The organism is Micromonospora eburnea, from assembly GCF_900090225.1.
GTDB lineage: Bacteria > Actinomycetota > Actinomycetes > Mycobacteriales > Micromonosporaceae > Micromonospora > Micromonospora eburnea.
This window is the reverse complement of sequence record NZ_FMHY01000002.1, coordinates 2450091-2467703: the sequence shown is the minus strand read 5'-3', so window position 1 is coordinate 2467703 and position 17613 is coordinate 2450091. Positions and strand designations below refer to the sequence as shown.

16 protein-coding genes are annotated in these 17613 nt (G+C 72.7%); 9 read left to right on the top strand and 7 right to left on the bottom strand.

What is annotated here, in order from left to right:
- Positions 1 to 150: 150 nt before the first annotated feature.
- Positions 151 to 993, bottom strand: coding sequence for a helix-turn-helix domain-containing protein (locus GA0070604_RS11575; RefSeq protein ID WP_091127043.1), 843 nt, complete (start codon positions 991 to 993; stop codon positions 151 to 153).
- Positions 994 to 1013: 20 nt separating this feature from the next.
- On the bottom strand, positions 1014 to 2147 hold the full coding sequence (locus tag GA0070604_RS11570; protein ID WP_091127042.1) for an IS630 family transposase: 1134 nt from the start codon (positions 2145 to 2147) through the stop codon (positions 1014 to 1016).
- Positions 2148 to 2298: 151 nt separating this feature from the next.
- Between GA0070604_RS11570 and GA0070604_RS11565 the strand changes: the two genes are divergently transcribed.
- Positions 2299 to 3264, top strand: a complete 966-nt coding sequence (locus GA0070604_RS11565; RefSeq protein ID WP_091127041.1) for an alpha/beta fold hydrolase — start codon at positions 2299 to 2301, stop codon at positions 3262 to 3264.
- Between the two features lie 4 nt (positions 3265 to 3268).
- Here GA0070604_RS11565 and GA0070604_RS11560 read toward each other — a convergent pair whose 3' ends face one another.
- The 3 genes from GA0070604_RS11560 to GA0070604_RS11550 form a co-directional block, all read right to left on the bottom strand.
- Positions 3269 to 4441 carry an alanine--tRNA ligase-related protein gene (locus GA0070604_RS11560; protein ID WP_091117951.1) on the bottom strand — a complete coding sequence of 391 codons (1173 nt, stop codon included), beginning with the start codon at positions 4439 to 4441 and terminating at the stop codon, positions 3269 to 3271.
- A 297-nt stretch (positions 4442 to 4738) separates the two neighbouring features.
- Entirely contained in the window at positions 4739 to 6340 is a 1602-nt protein-coding gene (locus GA0070604_RS11555; RefSeq protein ID WP_091117950.1) for a glycosyltransferase family 2 protein, read from the bottom strand.
- A complete protein-coding gene (locus tag GA0070604_RS11550) occupies positions 6340 to 7707 on the bottom strand; it encodes a glycosyltransferase (protein WP_208602022.1) in 1368 nt (455 codons plus the stop codon). Before GA0070604_RS11550 ends, GA0070604_RS11555 begins: the two co-directional genes overlap by 1 nt.
- A 312-nt stretch (positions 7708 to 8019) precedes the next feature.
- Between GA0070604_RS11550 and GA0070604_RS11545 the strand changes: the two genes are divergently transcribed.
- Both GA0070604_RS11545 and GA0070604_RS11540 read left to right on the top strand, forming a co-directional pair.
- Positions 8020 to 9084 (top strand): glycosyltransferase family 2 protein, encoded by a 1065-nt coding sequence (locus GA0070604_RS11545; protein ID WP_091117949.1) that lies wholly within the window; start codon positions 8020 to 8022, stop codon positions 9082 to 9084.
- A gap of 10 nt (positions 9085 to 9094) precedes the next feature.
- A complete protein-coding gene (locus GA0070604_RS11540; protein WP_091117948.1) occupies positions 9095 to 10279 on the top strand; it encodes a glycosyltransferase in 1185 nt (394 codons plus the stop codon).
- Here the strand turns inward: GA0070604_RS11540 and GA0070604_RS11535 are convergent.
- Together GA0070604_RS11535 and GA0070604_RS11530 are read right to left on the bottom strand one after the other, a co-directional pair.
- Positions 10260 to 11402: a fatty acid desaturase family protein gene (locus GA0070604_RS11535; RefSeq protein WP_091117947.1), complete on the bottom strand. Its 1143-nt coding sequence runs from the start codon at positions 11400 to 11402 to the stop codon at positions 10260 to 10262. The two genes, GA0070604_RS11540 and GA0070604_RS11535, sit on opposite strands and share 20 nt — an antisense overlap.
- 15 nt (positions 11403 to 11417) lie before the next feature.
- Positions 11418 to 12500 carry a ferredoxin reductase gene (locus GA0070604_RS11530; RefSeq protein ID WP_091117946.1) on the bottom strand — a complete coding sequence of 361 codons (1083 nt, stop codon included), beginning with the start codon at positions 12498 to 12500 and terminating at the stop codon, positions 11418 to 11420.
- Positions 12501 to 12583: 83 nt separating this feature from the next.
- On the opposite strand from GA0070604_RS11530, the gene GA0070604_RS11525 reads away from it, so the two are divergent.
- The 6 genes from GA0070604_RS11525 to GA0070604_RS11500 all read left to right on the top strand — a co-directional run bounded on the left by GA0070604_RS11525 (position 12584) and on the right by GA0070604_RS11500 (position 17411).
- Positions 12584 to 13810: a PucR family transcriptional regulator gene (locus tag GA0070604_RS11525; RefSeq protein WP_091117945.1), complete on the top strand. Its 1227-nt coding sequence runs from the start codon at positions 12584 to 12586 to the stop codon at positions 13808 to 13810.
- Positions 13811 to 13911: 101 nt separating this feature from the next.
- Positions 13912 to 14907: an Acg family FMN-binding oxidoreductase gene (locus tag GA0070604_RS11520; RefSeq protein ID WP_091117944.1), complete on the top strand. Its 996-nt coding sequence runs from the start codon at positions 13912 to 13914 to the stop codon at positions 14905 to 14907.
- 55 nt (positions 14908 to 14962) lie between these two features.
- A complete protein-coding gene (locus GA0070604_RS11515) occupies positions 14963 to 15406 on the top strand; it encodes a helix-turn-helix domain-containing protein (protein WP_244161847.1) in 444 nt (147 codons plus the stop codon).
- Positions 15407 to 15430: 24 nt separating this feature from the next.
- Complete coding sequence (locus GA0070604_RS11510) at positions 15431 to 15862, top strand: VOC family protein (RefSeq protein WP_091117943.1); 432 nt, start codon at positions 15431 to 15433, stop codon at positions 15860 to 15862.
- A 56-nt stretch (positions 15863 to 15918) separates the two neighbouring features.
- Positions 15919 to 16515, top strand: a complete 597-nt coding sequence (locus tag GA0070604_RS11505) for a TetR/AcrR family transcriptional regulator (protein WP_377593761.1) — start codon at positions 15919 to 15921, stop codon at positions 16513 to 16515.
- Positions 16512 to 17411: an alpha/beta fold hydrolase gene (locus tag GA0070604_RS11500; protein WP_208602021.1), complete on the top strand. Its 900-nt coding sequence runs from the start codon at positions 16512 to 16514 to the stop codon at positions 17409 to 17411. Before GA0070604_RS11505 ends, GA0070604_RS11500 begins: the two co-directional genes overlap by 4 nt.
- Positions 17412 to 17613 lie beyond the last annotated feature (202 nt).

Here is a 17613-nt window from a genome sequence, read left to right as displayed (position 1 = left end):
CGACGACACCGGTCTCCTTCCGGCCGGGCCGGCGGCGCGGCCCGACGACGGTCTCCCCGGGGGTCATCCTGACTGATCGTGGCGGCCGGCGCACCTTCCGCCGCCTCCCGCATCGCCTCGGCGAGTCGCGCCCGCCGCGCGGTGACAAGGTCAGGCGTGGGTGGGCCAGGCGATGTCGTCGACGGCCAGCCATGGTTCGCCGGTCAGGGCCGCCGGGGTCACCCCGGCGAATGCCGCGACGTCCCGGTGCAGGTGGGACTGGTCGGCGTAGCCAGCGTCGGCCGCGACTCCGGCCGCGTCCCCACCCGCGACCAGGCGGTGGGCGGCATGGTCGAAGCGGACCAACCTGACGGCGCGCTTGGGCGGCAGGCCGATCTGCGACTGGAACCGGGACCACAGACGTTTGCGGCTCCAACCGACCTCGGCCGCCAGCCGGTCGACCCGGACCCGGCCGTGGCAGGCGACGATCCGGTGCCAGGCCCAGGCCACCTCCGGGTCCACGGACGACCGCGCCTGACTCCGGCGGGCGAGCAACGCGTCGATCAGCGCGAAACGGTCCGCCCACGACGACACATCGCCCAGTTGTTCGCGGATGCGCAACGCCTCCCGGCCCCACAGGTCGTCCAGGGCGACCACGGCGCCGTCCAGGTCGGCCGGAGAGATGCCCAGGACGGCGCGCGCGACGAGCGGGGACAGGCGCACCTGCACGGCCTCGAAGTGCTCGCCCCGCACCCGGGAGCCGCCCCCGAACCCGAGGCCGGCGACGAGGCTGCCCCGGTGCTGCCGGCCGGCGGCGGCGTCCACGATGAGCGGGCCGGTGCCGAACTCCAGGACCAGCGTCACGGCCGGGTGCGGGATCACCCGGTGGCCACCGCTGGTCGAGCCACGGTCACGGAACCCGGCCATGCCGACACCGGCCACTCGGCTGGGTCGGGCCGGGGGCGCGACGTCCCACACCGTCGCACCGTCACGTTCACGCGTGGTGGACCGCATCGTCACATGCTAGTGCCGCATCAGGCAACGTTCGCCCTGTTGACTACCTCGCGTAGGCGTTCATTGGCGGCGTTCTTGTTCCGCCAGATGATGTAGCGGCGGATCATGCTGCCCTGTTCGGTGTGGCTGGTGTGGTCGGTGCCGTCGAGGGTGAAGTAGCGCAGGGCGGTGAATTGGGCCTCGATGCGGTTGAGCCAGGAGCTGTTGGTCGGGGTGTAGGCGAACTCGACGTTGTTGGCTGCGGCCCAGTCGCCGACCCGGGTGTCCTTCTTCGTGCTCAGGTGCGGGGAGTAGTTGTCGAGCACGATCGCGATCCGGGTCTGCGGCGGGTGCAGGCTGCGCAGGTAGCGGCAGAACTCCAGGAACCGGGTGCGGGTCTTCGTCGGCTTGATGTGGCCGTAGAGCTTGTCCTTGCCCAGGTCGTAGGCGGCGAACAGGTGCCTGATCCCGTGTGGTCGGGTGTAGGTCGCCCGCCGGCGGGGCCGGGGCTCGCGGTCAGGGTCCTTGTGTTGTCCACCGCGCTCGGCCCACTGCCGTCCGGGGTGGGGTTGGAGATTCAAGGGGCCGAACTCGTCCAGGCAGAACACGACCTCGGGCTCGCCGTCCTCGGGTATGACCTCGCCGTCAGCGATCGCGTAAAGGTGCTCGACCCGGGCCTTCTTGATGGCGTAGTCCGGGTCGCGGGAGGTCTTCCAGGTCTTCACCCGTTGAAATGACACGCCCTCCTCGCGGAGCAGGACCCGCAGGCCCTCGTGGCTGATGTCGTCGACCACCCCCTCGGCGACCAGGAAGTCGGCCAGCTTGGCCAGGCTCCAGGTCGAAAACGGCAGGCCATGCTCGGCCGGCTTGGACTTGGTGATCTTCTTGATCTCACGCCGCTCCGGCAGGGTGAACGTTCTCGGCCGGCCGCCCTTGTACTTCGGGTAGAGCGAGCCGAAGCCGTCGGCGTTGAAATTGTGGATCACGTCCCGGACCCGATCCGCGCTGGTGAACGTCACCTCGGCGATCTTCGCCACCGACATGCCCTGCGCGGACAGCAGCACCATCTGCGCTCGCCGCCAGGTCACCACCGAACCGGTGCCTCTACGAATGATCCGCCGCAGCCGCTGCCCCTCGTCGTCATCGATCTCGCGTACACGTACCCGTTCTGCCACCCGGACAGCCTGGCGACACCGCACCGCCCGGACCAGCACCCGCACGGCGCGTCGTCACGACGCAAACGTTCCCTGATGCGGCACTAGGCGAGCCGACTGACCGGAACATTTGTTCAATCCGCCGGCGCAGCCGCACGGCGACAGTGGGCTCATGTCTGTTTCCTCAACACGGAGCAAGCCCACCCGCCGGAGACGCCTCATCATCGGCCCGGCCATCCTTCTCGTGGTCGTCGGGTTGCTTCTGGTGAACGCGTTGCTGGTGGAGCGGCAGGAGGCGGAGGCTGCGGTGGAATCGACCCTTTCGCTCGACGGCGGGAACATCCATGTGAGCCAGCACGGTCCCCAGGATGCTCCCGCGATCGTGCTCATCCACGGGCTCGCCGGGTCGACCCGCTGGTGGGACCCGGTGGTGCCGATCATGGCGGAGTCCCATCGCGTCATTCGGATCGACCTGCTCGGGCACGGCCGCTCGGCGAAACCGACCGGTCCCGGCTACGGGATCCCGGAGCAGGGACGCCGGGTCGGCCAGGTGCTGGACCTGCTCGGCGTCAAGCACGCCGTGGTGGTCGGCCATTCCACCGGCGGCTCGGTTGCCACCGCTCTCGCCGAGCAGCGCGGCGACCTGGTGACCGCGCTCGCGCTCATCAACTCCGGACCGCGCCTGGACGCCTTCCTCTCGCAGGGGCCCACCGGCCGGCTCATGGCCGCCCCGGTCGTCGGCCACCTGCTGTGGCGGCTACGGACCGACGGCCTGCTCCGCCGGGCGATGAGCACCGGGTTCAGCCGCCCGGGCTACGAGATCCCACAACAGCTCGTGGACGACGTACGGGGCATGACCTACCACGCCTTCACGGCGACGGACCAGGCGGCCGACGACTACCTGGAGCAGCGCACGCTCCCGGATCGACTGGCGGACCTCGGCAAGCCGCTGCTGGTGATCTTCGGCGAGGAGGACCGGAGGTGGCGGTCCTCCTCCGCCGCCGACTACCGCACCGTGCCGGGCGCGAAAGTCGAGTTGCTGGCGGGTCTTGGACACTCGCCCATGCTTGAGGACCCACCGCGGACCGCCGAACTCCTCCTGGCCTTCGCCGCGGCCCACCCGGCGCGGGAAGGCTGAACGATCAGCTTGCTGCGGTGAGCAGGCCGTCGACCAGGTCGCGGGGCAGCCCGTGGGTGTCGTGCAGCCAGCGGTAGTCGGGCTCGGCCAGCGGCCCACGGGCCCGCAGCCGGTCGACCAGGGGGCGGCTTCGCCGCAGCAGCCCGCGGAAGCGCCGCTCCTCGTCCGCGAGCACCGCGCGTAGCCGCCCGGCCTCGGCCGGCTGCCGGAAACGGCGCAGGGTGTCCGCGTACGGGTCGACGGGCAACTCGGTCAGGCCGCGCTCCGGGTCGTCCCGCCACAGCACGGTGAGCGCCCGCCGGACGAGCCGGCGCAGCACGTACCCCCGTCCGGTGTTGCCGGGGCGTACCCCGTCACCCAGCACCACCACGGCGGAGCGCAGGTGGTCGACGACGATCCGCAGGTCCGGGCCGTCCAGCGGCCACCGGTCGCGGACGGCGTCCACCCACGGTCGCAGCCCGTCGCCGGTGAAGACCGAGCGGTCGCCGCGCAGCACCATCTCCAGGCGTTCCAGCCCCATGCCGGTGTCGATGTTGGACATCGGCAGCGGGGTGAGCCGGCCGTCGTCGTGCCGGTGGTAGCGCATCTGGACGTGGTTCCACACCTCCACCCACCGGTCGTCGCCGCTGGGCGTGCCGGTGGGTGGCCCCTCCCCGGTCCACACGAAGATCTCCGAGTCGGGCCCGCAGGGGCCGGTCGGGCCGTTGGACCACCAGTTCTCCGCACCGGTCGCCTCGACCGGTACGCCCAGTTCCGTCCACGTCGCCCAGGCGGTCTCGTCCGGGCCGACCTGGTCGTCGCCGCCGAAGACGGTCGCGTGCAGCCGTCCCGGGTCGACGCCGAAGCCCTCGGTGAGCAGTTCGTGTCCCCAGCGGACGCTGGTCCCGATGCCGTAGTCGCCGAGTGACCAGGAGCCGAGCATGTCGAAGACGGTCAGGTGGGTGGCGTCACCGACCTCGTCCAGGTCGGTGGTACGCAGGCAGCGCTGCACGTTGGCCAGGCGTCGGCCGGCGGGGTGGGGGCGTCCCGCCAGGTAAGGGGTGAGCGGGTGCATGCCGGAGGTGGTGAACAGCACCGGGTCGCCCGGCGGCGGGATCAGGGAACTCTCCGGCGCGGTGCGGTGGTCCCGCCGGTGATAGTGGTCGAGGAAGGTGCGGACGATCTCGTCGGGTGTCATGGCGTGGGCCTTCCGGGTCGGTGCGACCGGAAAGGGCCTGCGGACGGGATCGGAGTGCGACGACGCCGGCGGACCGTTTCCGGTCGCCGGCGAGGGGTCGAGTGATCAGGCGGCGGCAACCGGCGAGCGGTGAGCTCGCGCGGCCGCGGCGGTGTCGCGCCTGATCTGCATACCCCGACGGTAGCTCGGGTCGGTGGCGCCGCCCAGCGCTTTTCTCGCCGGGCGGCGCCGGGACGTACGCCCGGCGAGCCCGGGTGCGGACGGGACCTTCGGTGGCGCCCGCCGAACGGGCGGTCGCTACCTGGTCCGGCGCAGCGTCCGGCGCAACTGGGCGGCGACCCGCGAGGCGGTCACCGGAACCACCGAGATCATCAGACGGCCGGAGTCGTCGAGTACCGGCGTGACCACGTACAGCCGGCGGCCGCGCCGCCGGACCAACGGCACCGCCGCCCGGACCCGGGGGGCGCGTACGGCGGCGGAGCCGGCCGCGCCGGTGGCCGTCTGCGCGCCGACCGCCCGCCCCGGGTCGAAGCCGCCGACCTGCGCGGAGACCGCCCGGCGCTGCCCGGTCACCCCACTGCCGGCGAGCAGCTCGTCGACCCGGAACCGGATTCGCAGCGTGGTGCCGCGCTCGCCGCACCCGACGGCGCTGACCTCGGCCGGGATCTCCTCGGCGCTGACCGCGAGGGGCTCCGCGCCCGCCGCCGCCAGGTCGGGCAGCGGGCTGACCGCGGTGATGGTGAGGACCTTCTCGCCGCGCTCGTCGCTCTCCCAGGCCAGCGCCGTGGCGTCGAGCTTGGCGGACCAGTCGGGCGCCCCGGTCACCTCGAAACAGGAGTCCGGCAGGCCGCGCTCCGGATCGCGGAAGCCGGGGTACGCCGCATACCGGCGGTCGCCCTCGACGACCGTGGGCGGCACCCCGGTCCGGGCGTCCTGGCGGATCACGGCGAGCAGGTCGTCGGGCGCGCCATCGCGGGCCAGCGCCAGCCGGATCCGGGTCTCGGCGTTGAGCTGGCCGGCGATCCCGTCGGTGAGGTGGGCCCGGGCGAGCCGCCCGATGCCGTCGTGGACGAGCTGCTGGGTCTCCCGGTCGAGGCGGAGGAGGTCGTCCTCGAGCAGTTTTGCAATCTCGTGGTCGAAGCGGCGGGCGAGGACGGCGTCCCGCTGCTTTCCGGGCGGGATCAGCTCGGCGATGAACGCGGTGGTCGCCTCGGCCGTCCGCAGCCGGTCCGCGTGCCGACTCAGGTAGGTGATGTTGGTGGCGCTGTGCCGGCGGACCGCGTAGTAGTAGTCGTAGTCGGCCAGCACCGAGACACGGCGGGCCCGGTAGCACGCCTCCAGGGTGAACGGCAGGTCGCTGCCGAGCGGCAGGTCCTCCCGGTAGCGGATGCCGTACTTCTCCAGCAGCTCGCGCCGGAACAGCTTGGTGTTGGCCAACGAGCGCGGCAGCGGCGAGTCGAACAGGTCCACGTCGGCCTGCGTACGGGCGAAGATGTCCTGGTAGATGTGCCGGCTGTTGACTCCCACCACGCGGCCGGCCACCACGTCGGACTCCCAGGCGTCGGCCGCCTCCACCAGCCGGCGCAGGGCGTCCGGCCCGAGGTGGTCGTCGGCGCCGACGAAGAAGACGTACCGGCCGGTGGCCGCGTCCAGGCCCCGGTTGCACGGGCCGGCGGGCCCGCCCGAGTTGGCCTGGTGGATGACGGTGAACACGCCGGGGTGGCGGGCGGCGAACCGGTCCAGCTCGGCGCCGCTGGCGTCGGTCGACCCGTCGTCAACGGCGACGACCTGGAGCCGGTCCAGGCCGATCGTCTGCGCCACCAGCGACCGCAGGCAGCCGGTCAGGTAGGGCATGGTGTTGTAGACGGGCACCACCACGCTCACGTCGGGGACGCCCATCAGGTGAGCGCCTCCGTGCTCGTCGGGTCGTCGGCCAGCAACCGCTGGTAGAGCGCCTCCAGCCGCTCGGCCTGTGCCTCCCAGGTCCAGCCGGGCAGCGGCGACTGCGGCCCCTCGTACGCGGCCCGGTAGCGGTCCGGTGCGGCGAGCACCGCCCGGACGGCACGCACCAGGTCGGCCACGTCCCGGGCCCGGAACACCTCGCCCTGGCCGGTGGCCCGGACGGTCTGCGCCATGGTCCGCACGTCGCTGACCACGATCGGCAGCCGGGCGTGCGAGTACTCGAAGAACTTGGTGATCAGCGCGATCTCGTGGTTCGGCCAGTGGTGCAGGGGGATGAGCCCCACGTCGGCGGCGCTCAGGAACGCCACCAACTGCCGGTGCGGCACGTACGGCGCCACGTGCACCCGGTCGGGCACGCCGAGCCGGTCGGCCCGGGCCAGCACCTGTCGCACGTACCGGGCGGCCGGGTCGCCCACCACCATCGCCAGGTGCACGCCGGGCAGCCCGGGCAGCGCCTCGACCACGGTGTCCAGGCCGCGCTGCGCCGCCATCGCGCCGCTGTAGACCAGCAGCGGGGTGTCCCGGTCGACACCGCAGAGCCGCCGCAGGTCGGGGACGGGCTCGGCGTCGCCGGCCGGCTCGTCGGCGGCCACCGGCGCGTTGAGCAGCACGGCCGGGCGCTCGGCCAGTTGGTGGTCGCGCTGCAACAGCTCGGCGAGCGAGTCGGAGACGGTGACCACCGCGTCCGCGTGTCCGACGTACTCCCGCACGTAGCCGAGGTGGGCGGGCAGCCAGCGCGCGTTGTCCCGTCGGGGCTTGGCGCCGGGCAGCCACTCGTGTGCGTCCCAGACCAGTCGGGTCGGCCGGCCGGCGGATTGGGCGCGCAGCTTGGCGCGGGCGGCCACGCCGAGCATCCGGAAGTCGTGCGCGTGGATGAGGTCGGGCCGCAGTTCGTCGATGACCGGGCCGAAGAGCCGCTCGTAGCCCCAGAGGCCGGGCTCCAGCCGCCGCCAGGCCCGGTCGCCCCGCAGCCCGCGCCAGAAGGCGACCTGGGCGTGCTCGACCGGCCGGCGGGCCAGCCGGGCGGCGCGCAGGGGCAGCCCGCCCCGGCTGACCAGCCGCTCGCGCGGCCCGGCCGGGCGGCCGTTGGGCGCGCCCAACGGCAGCACCCGGACGTGGGCCCCGCCGAGCCGCCAGTCGCGCTCGCTGTCGACCCGGGCGCACCCGAGCAGGGTCACGTCCCAGCCCGCGTCGGCCGCCGAACGGGCGGCCTTCTGCACCCGGGAGTCGCCCTCCACCCCGTTGTCGACGAGCATGACCACCCGGCCCCGGCGGCCGTGCCGCGACGCGGCATCGAACTGCATGAAGGATCTCTCCCATTCTTCGTCCGGGCGGTGCCCGGGCGAGTGTACGGCAGATTATCGCGGCGGCAAGGCGGCCGGGCCGCTGTCGAAATTGTCCTGGAACCGACGTTGGACCGGCTTCTACCTGCCAGGACATCAGCAATCGCTCTGTTCGGCATACAACTGGCACCCGCTATTAACCCGTTGCACACGTTGCGCCGATTAGCGTTCGCAGGACCTCTGAAAACTGAGCCGGTCCGGACGGCACCCGCCATCCATCGGTTTCACGACGGCGAATACACCTCGAAATCACGTGTTAGTGAGCTGGTTTTCATGACCCGTACACCTGACGTCAGCGTGGTCATTCCCACCTGCGACCGCCCGGACCTGGTGGTCCGCGCCGTGCGCAGCGCGCTGGCCCAGACCATCGACACCATCGAGGTCGTCGTCGTGATCGACGGCGGGGACGAGGCGACCCGGGCGGTGCTGGCCACGCTGCGGGACGACCGGCTGAGGGTCGTGCCGCTGCCCGAACGCGGTGGCGCGCCGAACGCCCGCAACGTCGGCGTGGGCGAGGCCCGGGCGCCGTGGATCGCCTTCCTCGACGACGACGACGAGTGGCTGCCCGAGAAGCTCGCGGCGCAGTTGGCGGCGGCCCGTACGGCTCGGGCGCCGCTGCCGATCGTGGCCAGCCGGCTGATCAACCGCACGCCCCGAGCCGAGTTCGTGCTGCCGCGCCGGCTGCCCGAGCCGGGTGAGCCGGTCAGCGAGTACCTGACCGTGCGTCGGGGGCTGTTCCACGGCGACGGCTTCATCCAGACCTCGACCATCATGGCGCCCACCGAGCTGCTGCGTCGGGTGCCGTTCACCGTCGGCCTGCGCCGCCAGCAGGAGCTGGACTGGACGCTGCGTGCGGTCAGCCATCCCGACGTCGAGCTGGTGATGACGGCCGAGCCGCTGGTCGTCTGGCACCAGGACGAGGACCGACCGCGGATCAGCCTGGAGTCGCCCTGGGAGGCGCAGTTCGAGTGGCTGCGGGCCATCCGCCCGCTGCTCACCCCCCGGGCGTACGCGGCGCTGGCGATGAGTGTGATCGGCTCGATGGCGGCCCCCACGCGCAGCTCGCGGGTGTTCCGGATGCTGCTCGCCGAGGCCCGCCGGCACGGCCGGCCGAGCTTCCTCGACTACGTGACCTACCTGCAGATCTGGCTGATCCCGCCGGACCTGCGGCACCGGCTGCGCGATCGGCTGCTCAACCGCCGTCGTGGCGGGCGGCCACCGGCGCCGGACGCACGCCGCGCCGACACCGTGCCGAGCGGTCCGCGGGCCGCCCACGCCGAGTCGCTGCCGTCCGTGGTCGGGGAGCCGGACCCGGTGGCCGGCGGCGGCCGGCAGTAGGGTCGCGGCCATGTCCGGAAGCAGGGCGGTGATCTGGCGCAGTCACCTGCTGCCCGGGTCGGAGACCTTCGTCCGCGGCCAGGGTGACGCGCTGACCCGGTGGCGGCCCCACTACCTGGGTGCGGTCAGGGTGGCCTCCCCGGTGGCCCGGAACAGCGACGTCGTCGCCTTCGCCGACGATCCACGTGGCCGGGTCGAGTTGCTGGGGCTCAAGCTCACCGGCCGGTCGGCCCGGCTGGACGCCGCGCTGGCCGGGCTGCGGCCGGATCTGGTGCACGCCCACTTCGGCGGCGACGGCTGGCTGGTCAGCGGCAGCGCGCGGCGGCTCGGCGTACCTCTGGTGGTGACCCTGCACGGGCAGGACGTCACCCGGCAACCGGCGCGGCCCGGGGCGCGGGGGGCCCGCGCCCGGCGGCACCTGCGGCAGGCGTTCGACCGGGCGGCCCTGATCATCGCGGTGTCGGAGTTCATCCGCGACCGGGCGGTCGCGCTCGGCGCCGACCCGGCCAAGGTGCGGGTGCACCACACCGGCGTGCCGATCCCGCCCCCCGTCCGGGAGACGCCGAAGCAGTGGGACGTGATCTTTGTGGGCCGGTTCGTGGCCAAGAAGGGCGTCGACGACCTGGTGGAGGCGGCGGGGATGCTGCCCGCCGCCCGCCGGCCGCGGCTGCTCTTCGTGGGCGACGGACCGCTTGAGGCCGCGGCCCGGCAGCGGGCCGCCGAACTCGACCTGGACGCCACGTTCCTGGGCGCGCAGAGCCCGGAGGCGGTCCGGCGCCACCTGGCCGCATCGCGGATCCTGGCGGCGCCGTCGCGGACCGCCCCCGACGGCGACTGCGAGGGGCTGCCCACCACCATCCTGGAGGCCGGCGCGGCCGGGCTACCGGCCGTCGCGACCTATCACAGCGGCATCCCCGAGGCGGTACGGCACGGCGAGACCGGCCTGCTCGGCGCCGAACGCGACCGGGCCGCGCTCGCCGAGCACCTCGACGCGCTGCTCGGCGACGAGGCGCTGCGGGCCCGACTCGGCGCGGCCGCCCGGGAGCACGTCGAGGCGCACTTCGACCTGCACCGGCAGACCGGGCGGCTGGAGGAGTTGTACGACGCGGTGCTCGCCGGGGCGGCGTCGACGACCGGTGGCCGGGGCCCGGGGCGTCCGGTGGACCCGGCGGCGGTCAGGCGCCGGCCGAGCTGACCAGCGACGCCGGGGCCACCGCCTTCGGTGCCTTGCCCTTCCGGTTGGGCAGCGACAGCCGGATCACCTTCCACCAGGCGGAGGCGACCTGCTTGGGCAGCGGTCCCGTGGTGTACCGCAGCCCGTACCGGTCGAAGAGCGCCCGGACCTGCGGGGCGATCTCCTGGTAGCGGTTGCTCGGCAGGTCGGGGAAGAGGTGGTGCTCGATCTGGTACGAGAGGTTGCCGGTCATGATGTGCAGCAGCCGGCTGCCGCTGATGTTGGCCGAGCCGATCATCTGCCGCAGGTACCACTCGCCCTTGGTCTCGCCCTCGATCGAGGTCTTCTCGAACGTCTCCACGCCGCTCGGGAAGTGCCCGCACATGATCACCGAATGGCTCCACACGTTGCGGATCAGGTTCGCGGTGAAGGTGGCGGCCAACGTGGTCAGGAACGACGGGCCGGAGAGCAGCGGGTGGATCACGTAGTCCTTGAGCACCTGGCGGCGGATCTTGCGGCCGACCGCCCGGGCCCGGGCCCGGAACTCGGGGGTCTTGTACCCGCCGTCGCGCAGGTTCTGCCCCAGTTCCAGGTCGTACGCGGCGATGCCGTACTCGAAGAAGCAGGCGTTGAGGAGGTTGTAGAACGGCTGGCCCAGGTGGCCCGGGCTCCACGGCTGGTCCTCGTCGACGCGCATGATGCCGTACCCGAGGTCGTTGTCCTTGCCGAGCACGTTGGTGTACCGGTGGTGCAGCTCGTTGTGCGAGTGCTTCCACTGCTCGGCCGGGGAGACGTGGTCCCACTCCCAGGTGGTGGAGTGGATCTTGGGGTCGCGCATCCAGTCCCACTGGCCGTGCAGGACGTTGTGGCCGATCTCCATGTTCTCCAGGATCTTGGCCACGGCGAGGCCGGCGGTGCCGACGATCCAGGCCGGCGGGAAGAGCGAGAAGAGCAGCACGGCTCGGCTGCTCATCTCCAGCGTCCGCTGGGTCTTGACCACCCGCCGGATGTAGCGCGCGTCCCGCTCGCCCCGGTCGGCGATCACCCGGTCGCGGATGGCGTCCAGCTCCTTGCCGAGGATCTCGATGTCCTCGGCGGTGAGGTGGGCGATCGGGTTGACGGCCTTCTTCTGGATCACGGTCACGTCCGCGGCCTCCTGTCAGAGTTCGATGTCGCAGGTACCGGCGGCCGCCGACACGCAGGTCTGGATGAGTACGCCGTCGCCGGGGACGGCGGTGGTGAGGTCGCCGTTGCGCAGGTCGCGGACCGCGCCCTCGCGCAGCGGCACGACGCAGCCGAAGCAGATCCCCATCCGGCAGCCCGACGGCATGAGCACGCCCGCGTTCTCGCCGACGTCCAGGATCGAGGTGGCCCCGTCGGCCTCGGCGGTCACGCCGGCACCGGTGAAGGTCACCGTGCCGCCGTCCCCCGGGGAGATCACGGTGGGCCGGAACCGTTCGGTGTGCAGCCGGTCGGCGACGCCCCGGGCGGCCCAGTGCGCCTCGACCGCGTCGAGGAGGCCGATTGGCCCGCACGCCCAGGTCTGCCGCTGCGTGTGGTCGGGCACGAGGTCGTCCAGTTCGTGGACGCCGAGCAGCCCGTCGGTGTCGGTGTGCCGCTCGACCAGCCGCAGCGCACCGCGCGCGGCGAGCGCCCGCAGCTCCGCGCCGAAGATGACGTCGTCCCCGGTGGGCGCCGAGTGCACCAGCACGACGTCGGCCCGGTCGGGCAGGCCGGCACGGAGCATCCCCATGACCGGGGTGATGCCGCTGCCGGCGGTGAGGAAGAGGATCCGCTCGGGGGTCGTCTCGGGCAGCACGAAGTCGCCCTGCGCCTGGTCGAGCTGGACGATCGTGCCGGGCCGGGCCCGGCGGACGAGGTGGTTGCTGACCTTGCCGTCCGGGATCGCCTTCACCGTGATGGCGATCCGGCGCTGCGCGCCGCCCGGCACCGAGGTGAGCGAGTACGCCCGCCACTGGCGTACCCCCTCGACGTCCACGCCGAGGCGCACGTACTGTCCGGGCCGGTGACCACGCCAGCCGCGGCCCGGCTCGATGACCACGGTCGCGGCGTCCCGGGTCTCCGCGCGTACCGCGACGATCCGGCCACGTAGGTCGGCGCCGGCCCGCAGCGGCGCGACCAGGTCGAGGTAGTCCTCCGGCAGCAGCGGGGTGGTGACCGTCTCGGCCAGTCGCAGCAGCCGGTGCCGGAAGGAGACCCTCGGGCGGGCGGTTGTGGTCATGTGACCAGGGTGGCTACCCGATCGCATAACATCTTGTCCGACAAAGGTGAATCAATCACAGGTTTTTGTGCGGAGAGAACAAGATGCTGGACGAGTCCGGGACGACGCGTCACGCCGGCCATCTCGAACTGGACGAACGGGTCGCCTCCCGGCTCCGCGACCGTCTCCCCGTGGTGGCCGAACGGACCGTCAGCGCCATCACCGCCGAGGTGCCCGCCTACTCCGGCGCGCTGAAGGGCGCCATGCGGGAGAAGATCGAGAAGGCCGTCCGCATCGCCCTCGGCACGTTCCTGCACCTCATCGAGGGGGCGCAGTCGACCGACCCGAGCACCCCGCTGACCCCCGCCCTGGAGGCCGCGTACGCCCTGGGCAGTGGGGAGGCCCGCTCCGGGCGGAGCATGGACGCGCTGCTGGCCGCGTACCGGGTGGGTGCGCGGGTGGCGTGGCGCGAGGTCTCCGCCACCACTGTACGTAGCGGGCTGGCCGCCGGGACGGTGGCCGAGTTCGCCGAGCTGATGTTCGCGTACATCGACGAGCTGTCGGCGGCCAGCGTAGCCGGACACGCGGACGAACTGGCCAGCGCCGGCCGGGCCCGGCGCCGGAACCTGGAACGCCTCGCCCAGCAACTGCTCGCCGGGGAGCCGGAGGAGATCCTGCGGCGCAGCGCCGAGCGGGCCGACTGGCCGCTGCCGCAGACCCTCACCGTCGTGCTGTTGCCCCGCCGGAACCTGCGCGCGGTGCTCGCCCTGCTCAGCACCCACACCCTGGAGAGTGGCGAGGACCTGCCCGGGATGGACCCGGTCGAGGAGCTGGCCGTCCTGCTGGTGCCGGACGTGCACGGCGGCCGGCGCCGGCAGCTCACCCGGCTGCTGTCCGGGCACCGGGCGGTGCTCGGCCCGGCCCGGCCATGGCACCGGGTCTCCACCTCCTACCAGCGCGCCACCCGGGCGCTGGCGCTCGGCCTCGGCACGCCGGACGCCGGCCCGGTCGACACCGAGCAACACCTCGCCGAGCTGCTGCTCAGCATGGACCCGGAAGGACTGGCCGACCTGCGCGCCCAGGCGCTGCGCCCGCTGGCGTCGCTGCCCCCGGCCACCGCGCACCGGCTCGCCGAGACACTGCGGTCCTGGCTGCTGCACCAGGGCCGCCGCGACGACGTGGCGGCCGACCTGTTCGTGCACCCGCAGACCGTCCGCTACCGGATGGGCAAGCTGCGCGAGCTGTACGGCGACCGGCTGCACGACCCGGCCACCGTCCTCGACCTCACCCTCGCCCTGGCCGTACCGCCGACCCCGCCGCAGGCCGTCTGAGCCGGGACCACAGACCCGGTTGTCGCGGGCCCTCCGGCCCTGTCCCCGCCGTCCGCGCCCGCAGAGGATGGGCGGGGCACGAGTAGCAAGGGGGCGCCACCATGATCCAGCCATCGACCGGGAGGGAGCAGGCGCCCACAGTACGGATGCTCGAGGCGGCGGCCCGGCAGTCCCTCCACGCGCCCTCGGTGTTCAACACCCAGCCCTGGCGCTGGCGGATCACCCCGGACGCCCTCGAACTGCGGGCCGACCCCGAACGGCAACTCGGCACCACCGACCCGGACGGCCGGCTGCTGGCGCTGAGCTGCGGCGCCGCCCTGCACCACGCCCGGGTGTCCCTGGCCGCCGTCGGCTGGGGCGTGACCGTCGCACGGCTCCCCGACGCGGACGATCCGGCGCTGTTGGCCCGGCTGCGCACCACCGGCCCGGTCGAGCTGGACATCACGGCCGGTCGCCTGGTGGACGCCATCCCCCGGCGACGCACCGACCGCCGCGCGTACAGCGACCGGCCGGTGTCCGATGCGCTGCTGTCCCTGCTGCGCGCCGCGGTCGAGGCCGAGGGCACCCAACTGCACGTCGTGCGGCCGGACCAGATGCCGATGCTGGCCGTCTCCACCGCCCGCGCGGCCGACGCCGAGCTGGCCGACCCGGCGTACCTGGAGGAGCTGCGTCGGTGGACCGACCGACCGGCCGACAGCGGCGACGGGGTGCCCACTGCCACGGCCGTCCGTCCCGCACCCCGGCGGGTGCCGCTACGCGACCACGCACCCGGCGGTGCCGCCGGGCTGAGCCCCGGCGCCGACTTCGACCGGGGCGCGGCGTACGTGATCCTCTTCGGCCCTCGGGACGACCGCACAGCCTGGCTGCGGGGCGGTGAGGCGCTGTCGGCGCTGCTGCTCACCGCGACCGCCGAAGGGCTGGCCACCGCGCCGATCAGCGACGCCATCGAAGTGGCCTGGCCGCGCCGGATGATGCGCGACCTGCTGGCCGGTGTGGGCGAGCCGTACCTGGTGGTCCGGGTGGGCTGGGGACCCGACGCGGAACTGCCGCCCGTGCCCCGGCGGATGCCCACCAACGTGATCGAGATCGACGCCTGACGGCGGGGAGGTGCGGACCGCCGCCGACGACGTCCGACCTCCTATCCTGGACCTGATGAGCGTCCCGCCCCGTCAGGCCCCGGCCGACCTGCTGGTTCACCTGCGCCGCGCCCGGGACCACATGGACCGGCACTACGCCGAGCCGCTGGACCTGGCCACCGTCGCCGCGGTCGCGGGGGTGAGCAGATACCACTTCCAGCGGCTCTTCACCGTCACCTACGGTCTCTCCCCCGCCGCCCACCTGTCCCGTCGCCGGATCGAGCGGGCGCAGGACCTGTTGCGGGCCACCAACCTCAGCGTCACCGAGGTCTGCCACGCCGTCGGATTCACCAGCCTCGGTTCGTTCAGTCGCCGCTTCCGCGACCTCGTCGGGGAGACGCCGAGCGAGTTCCACCGGCGCTGGGCCGCGACCGGGGCGCCGCGGATCCCCGGGTGTTTCCTGCTGATGTGGGGGCTCGCCGAGCGACGCCGCTCCGCAAGCGAGGACAAGCCGGCCTGACCAGCCAGTTCCTAGTCTGGTCGCGTGATTACCAACATCTCCATCATTACCGTGCTGGTCAAGGACATCGACGCGGCCAAGGCGTTCTACCTCGACGTGCTCGGGTTCGTCGAGCAGACGGACATCACCGTGGGTGACGGCGCGTACCGCTGGTGCACGATCACCCATCCGAACCAGCCGGAACTGCAGGTGCACCTGACCCCGCCCGGTCCGCCGTACTCGCCGGAGGTGGCGGCCACCCTGCGTCGCGCGCAGGACGAGGGCGGTCTGTTCGGGCTCGGGCTGAACGTGGACGACTGCCGCAAGACCTACCAGGAGCTGCGCGCCAAGGGCGTCGAGTTCATTCAGGAGCCGGCCGAGCGGCCGTACGGGGTGGAGGCGGTCGCCCGCGACAACTCCGGCAACTGGCTGGTCCTGGTGGAGCACCGCGAGTTCGATCCCGCCACCACGGGTTGACCCCGAGGGAAAATTTGTATACCGGACTCAAGTTTGAGTCCGGTATATTTTTTACCGTGGCTTCGTTGCGTGAACGGAAGAAGGCCGAGACGCGGCAACGCATCGCCGACGTGGCCACCTCGATGTTCGTCGAGCGCGGGTTCGACGGTGTGACGGTCGCCGAGATCGCCGAAGCGGCGGACGTGTCGAAGGTGACGGTGTTCAACTACTTTCCGCGCAAGGAGGACATCCTCCTCGACCGCCTCCCACAGGCGCACGAGCTGCTCACCAGGGCGATCCGGGAGCGCGACGCGGGCGAGCCGCCGATGCACGCGCTGCGGCGACTCTTCGTCGGGCTGGCCAAGCAGGGCCACCCGCTCGGCGGGTTCCAGGACTCGTTCCCCTCCTTCTGGCGTACGGTCCTCGACTCCGCCGCGCTACGCGCCAGGGCCCGCGAGGCGGTCGAGGAACTGGAGGCCCACCTCGCTGGCCTGCTCGCCGACATCGATCCGCACCCCCGGCTGACCGCGGCACTGGTCATCGCCGCGTTCCGCACCGTCTACGCCGAGACCGCGAGCCGCATGCTCGCCGGTGCGACTGCCGACGAGGTCACCACCGACCACATCGCCGCGGTCGACCACGCCTTCGACACCCTTGCAGGAGGCCTGAAGTGATCCAGACCGACATGATCCGCACCGACGGCGCGTCACTGTACTGCGAGCGCCGCGGCAACGGGCCCGCGTTGCTGATGATCTCCGGTGGTGGCGGGGACGCCGGCTACTACAGCCAGGTGGCGGAGGCGCTCGCCGACGACTACACCGTGCTCACCTACGACCGGCGCGGCAACTCGCGGAGCACCGTCGACGATCGGAGCGCGCCGCTGCGGATGGCGGAGCAGAGCGCGGACGCGCTCGCTGTGCTCGCCCATCACCAGCTCACCTCGGCGCTGGTGTTCGGCGGCAGCGGCGGCGCGCTCATCGGCCTGGATCTGGCCGCCCGACACCGCGATGTGGTCGAAGGGCTGATCGCGCATGAGCCGCCGGTCTTCAGCCTCCTGTCCGCCGGCGACCGCGCCCTGATCGACGAACTCGACGAGATCACGCGGCGCGAGGGGCCGTGGCCGAGCTACCTCCGGTTCATGACGACGATCGACCGTGCCGACAGCCCGGCCGTGGTGCACAACCGGGTCGGGCGACGGCTGCTCGGCGGGGCCATGCGGGTGGGCCAGCGGCTCGCGGCCTACGGCCCGCGGCCGCTGCGGGAGGTGAGCCGGTTCATGGGAAACGCGGAATACCTCATGACCCGGGAGTTTGCGCCATTCGTGGCGTTCGAGCCGGACTACGACGCGCTGACGGTGAGCGAGATCCCGATCGTCATCGGCGTGGGCGTGGAGAGCCGCGCGTACTACCCGGGTCGCGGAGGTGACGCGGTGGCCGCGCGGCTGGGCCTGCCGGTGGTCGAATTCCCCGGCGCGCATGCCGGCTACACCCAGCACCCGGCAGCCTTCGCCACCACGCTGCGCGCGGTCCTGTCCCAACTGTGCCAACCCACGCCCCAGTTCGGCGAGTGAGGCGGGCCGGGGGCGCTCACCGGACCAGCGCCGGGACCGACGGCCGGCGGCGCCAACCGGTCGTACCGGGTGGCCACGTACGACAGTGTGGTGAGCAGGCCGTCGCTGGTCATCTCCGCCGCCCGCCGGCTGCCCGGTCGACCCGTACCGGCATCCACCGGCCCGCCCATACCAGGGCCGGTACGCACGACTTCCGACCGGC